Genomic DNA, 3,027 nt, shown 5'->3' on the forward strand with positions numbered 1-3,027 from the left:
CACCTGGCGCGAGGTCGCGGCCCAGCTGGAAAGAACTTCCCGGCAGTCACAGAGATGATGGACAAAGCGGAGGCGGAGGGGCTGGCGTACTTCGGGTTCCCGGGAGCGCACCGGGTGAAAATTCACTCGACGAACACGCTGGAGCGCCTGAATAAAGAGGTAAAGCGGCGTGCCGATGTGGTGGGCATCTTCCCCAACGAAGAGAGCATAATCCGGCTTCTGGGTGCGGTGCTGACGGAGCAGAACGAAGAATGGCTGTTGCAGAACCGCTACCTGCCGCAGCACAGCATGGCGGAGATAGAGCAGACCGCTGAAAACGATGTGATCGAGGCGCTGCCACTCAGCGCTTAACAGACATATTACCGGACCGGAAGGCTGGATCTGAATTTACACCACCTTGACGGACTCGACCCAACTGCGCGAACAGTCAGGGCCTCAGTTTTGTCCAATCCAAGCAAGGAAATAGACATGAAGAATGTAGCAAAAACGGAACTGGTATTCCATGAAACAACGTTAACTACCACAAAAAGAAAAGGGCAGATTTGGTTTACTGCTACAGATCTGGCCGGGGCGCTTCAGTACGCCAATGTGAAATCAATCACCAACATTTATAACAAAAACTCAGACGAGTTTACCTCCGCAATGTCCGAGGTCATTGAATCAGTGACCTCGGGAAATCTGCGAAAAAGAGTGCGGATATTCTCACTTCGCGGCGCTCACCTGTTGGCCATGTTCTCAAGAACGCCTGTTGCGAAAGAATTTAGGCGTTGGGTGTTGAATATTCTTGAACGGGATTCGCAAACGGAATTATCGCCAGTTAAAAAAAGGCTTAATCTGCGGTGCCCTGAATGCGACTCTCAGGCGAAAATTATCCAGTTGAAGAAATTGCACCGCATGGAAACAGTCATGCATGTGCAGTGCGTCAATCCAAACTGCGGGATTACGCATCATGCGAGTTTTGAGTACAAGCACTTTGTAACAGATGAAATTCACACGTCTGCCGCTGTTACACAGTTAATCGGAACGATGACCGAATATGAAAAGGCCACAGCTTTGGGCCTGCTATTACGATAATGACATGAAGCAGAGCAGTTTTAGACTGCCGCCATTTTGCCGCCACTGCAAAGAAAAAGGGGTTACAATTTCTCGTAACCCCTTGTTTTATTTGGTGGAGCTGGGGGGATTTGAACCCCCGTCCAGAATTACTACACCGTCGGCACTACATGCTTAGTCAGTCTTTACATTCGCCAGCCAGCTGCGGACAGACACGCCACTGACAAACTAGCCTGATTAGTTTTAGTGCTTCAACCCCAAGCTGGGTATCCACACGAGTTCTTTTGGGTTTGACTTCTCTTGATCCCCGTCTTAAGAACGGAAGCTAGGGAGAGAAGGCCCTGAGCAGGGTATTAAGCTGCTAGTGCGTAGTCTTTGTCGTTTGCGACTATTTTTTGCGGCTTTTTACGAGGCAAACCGCCCCTCGGCATGCTCCTAGGGCTACGCAAATCCTGTCGAATCCAGAATCAGCCCCAAGTACTGTTTCGCAGTATATCAGAAAAACCTGTTACTGTACCAGTAGATTAGCGATTAGCATGTTTCATGATACGTGCTTTGTCTAATTTCCACTCACGATCTTTGATGTCATCGCGCTTGTCGTGCTCGCGCTTACCTTTTGCTAGGCCAATTTTCAGCTTAGCCCAGACGTTTTTCCAGTACATCGACAGTGCAATAATGGTGTAACCATCGCGGTTAACTTTACCAATCAGAGTGTCGAGCTCGCGTTTCTTTAGCAGCAGCTTGCGGCTGCGTGTCGGGTCGCAGACATAATGCGTAGAGGCGACGCTCAAAGGTTGGAAAGTTGACCCGAACAGGTAAGCTTCGCCATCGCGCAACATAATGTAGCTGTCGCTGATGTTAGCCTTACCGGCGCGGAGAGTTTTGACTTCCCATCCTTGGAGCGAAAGCCCGGCTTCGAACTCTTCTTCGATCAAGTATTCATGGCGGGCGCGCTTGTTCATGGCAATGGTAGCGGAACCGGGTTTATGTGCTTTTTTCTTTGTCATAGTGCCACTTAGTTTACATGAAGCTGTGATTAATGGCATCCCCTGTAACGTTACCAGCGGGGGAAACGCGTATTCTAGCAGATGTCCGGCCGGAGAGAATTTTTGTTTGATTGCTGGCAATGGTATTATTGATAAGTTCTAGAAATTTACAGGAATCGTTATGTCCCAGATTGGTCGTTCCGCGCTGGTGCCGTACAGTGCTGAGCAGATGTACCGCTTAGTTAACGATGTTGATAGCTATCCGCAATTTTTACCGGGCTGCACCGGTAGCCGGGTGCTGGACGCCAGCGATGACCAAATGACCGCTTCAGTTGACGTCTCCAAAGCAGGTATCAGTAAAACCTTCATCACCCGCAATATGCTGACCGATAATCAAAGTATCCATATGCAGCTGATTGATGGCCCGTTCCGCAAGCTAACCGGCGGCTGGTGTTTTACTACGCTAAGCGAAGATGCCTGCAAAGTTGAGCTGAATCTGGACTTTGAGTTCACCAACATGCTGGTTGAACTGGCATTTGGCCGCATCTTTAAAGAACTGACCAGCAGCATGGTGCAAGCGTTTACCCAGCGGGCAAAAGAGGTCTACAGTGCCTGATATCGTGGTGGAGGTGGCGTATGCACTACCGGACAAGCAGTATCTTTACAGAGTCAAAGTGCCGGAAGGCAGCAGCGTAGAGCAGGCAATTATCGCTTCCGGCCTGCTGGAGATACGCAGCGATATCAGTTTGCAGGAGAACAAGGTAGGGATTTTCAGTCGCCCGGTGAAGCTGCATGATGAGGTGCAAAGCGGTGACCGCATCGAAATCTATCGGCCGCTGATTGCCGACCCGAAAGATCTGCGCCGCCAGCGGGCGGAACGGGCCGATAAAAAATAAGGCGCATTGAGCACCTTATTTTTTATCGACCGACCGGAAAATTGAACTGAACCCCAGAAGTTGGACATACTTAAACCGGCACTGTTGCAAAG

General features: G+C 50.0%; 4 protein-coding genes, 1 other RNA gene and 1 pseudogene. 4 read left to right on the plus strand and 2 right to left on the minus strand.

Annotated elements, in window-relative coordinates; translation table 11 throughout:
• Together BBW68_RS19400 and BBW68_RS18645 are read left to right on the plus strand one after the other, a co-directional pair.
• A pseudogene (locus tag BBW68_RS19400) lies at window positions 1-351 on the plus strand (transposase); the annotation flags it as partial.
• Between the two features lie 117 nt (window positions 352-468).
• Entirely contained in the window at window positions 469-1,074 is a 606-nt protein-coding gene (locus BBW68_RS18645; RefSeq protein WP_070133843.1) for a BRO-N domain-containing protein, read from the plus strand.
• Between the two features lie 92 nt (window positions 1,075-1,166).
• Here BBW68_RS18645 and ssrA read toward each other — a convergent pair.
• Window positions 1,167-1,528: a transfer-messenger RNA gene (gene ssrA, locus BBW68_RS02350) on the minus strand.
• Window positions 1,529-1,577: 49 nt separating this feature from the next.
• On the minus strand, window positions 1,578-2,060 hold the full coding sequence (gene smpB / locus BBW68_RS02355; RefSeq protein WP_070133844.1) for an SsrA-binding protein SmpB: 483 nt from the start codon (window positions 2,058-2,060) through the stop codon (window positions 1,578-1,580).
• Window positions 2,061-2,220: 160 nt separating this feature from the next.
• Between smpB and BBW68_RS02360 the strand changes: the two genes are divergently transcribed.
• Both BBW68_RS02360 and BBW68_RS02365 read left to right on the plus strand, forming a co-directional pair.
• Window positions 2,221-2,655 (plus strand): type II toxin-antitoxin system RatA family toxin, encoded by a 435-nt coding sequence (locus BBW68_RS02360; protein ID WP_070133845.1) that lies wholly within the window; start codon window positions 2,221-2,223, stop codon window positions 2,653-2,655.
• A complete protein-coding gene (locus tag BBW68_RS02365; protein WP_070133846.1) occupies window positions 2,648-2,935 on the plus strand; it encodes an RnfH family protein in 288 nt (95 codons plus the stop codon). Before BBW68_RS02360 ends, BBW68_RS02365 begins: the two co-directional genes overlap by 8 nt.
• Window positions 2,936-3,027: the final 92 nt, after the last annotated feature.

Source organism: Candidatus Erwinia dacicola (genome assembly GCF_001756855.1).
Taxonomy (GTDB): Bacteria; Pseudomonadota; Gammaproteobacteria; order Enterobacterales; family Enterobacteriaceae; genus Erwinia; species Erwinia dacicola.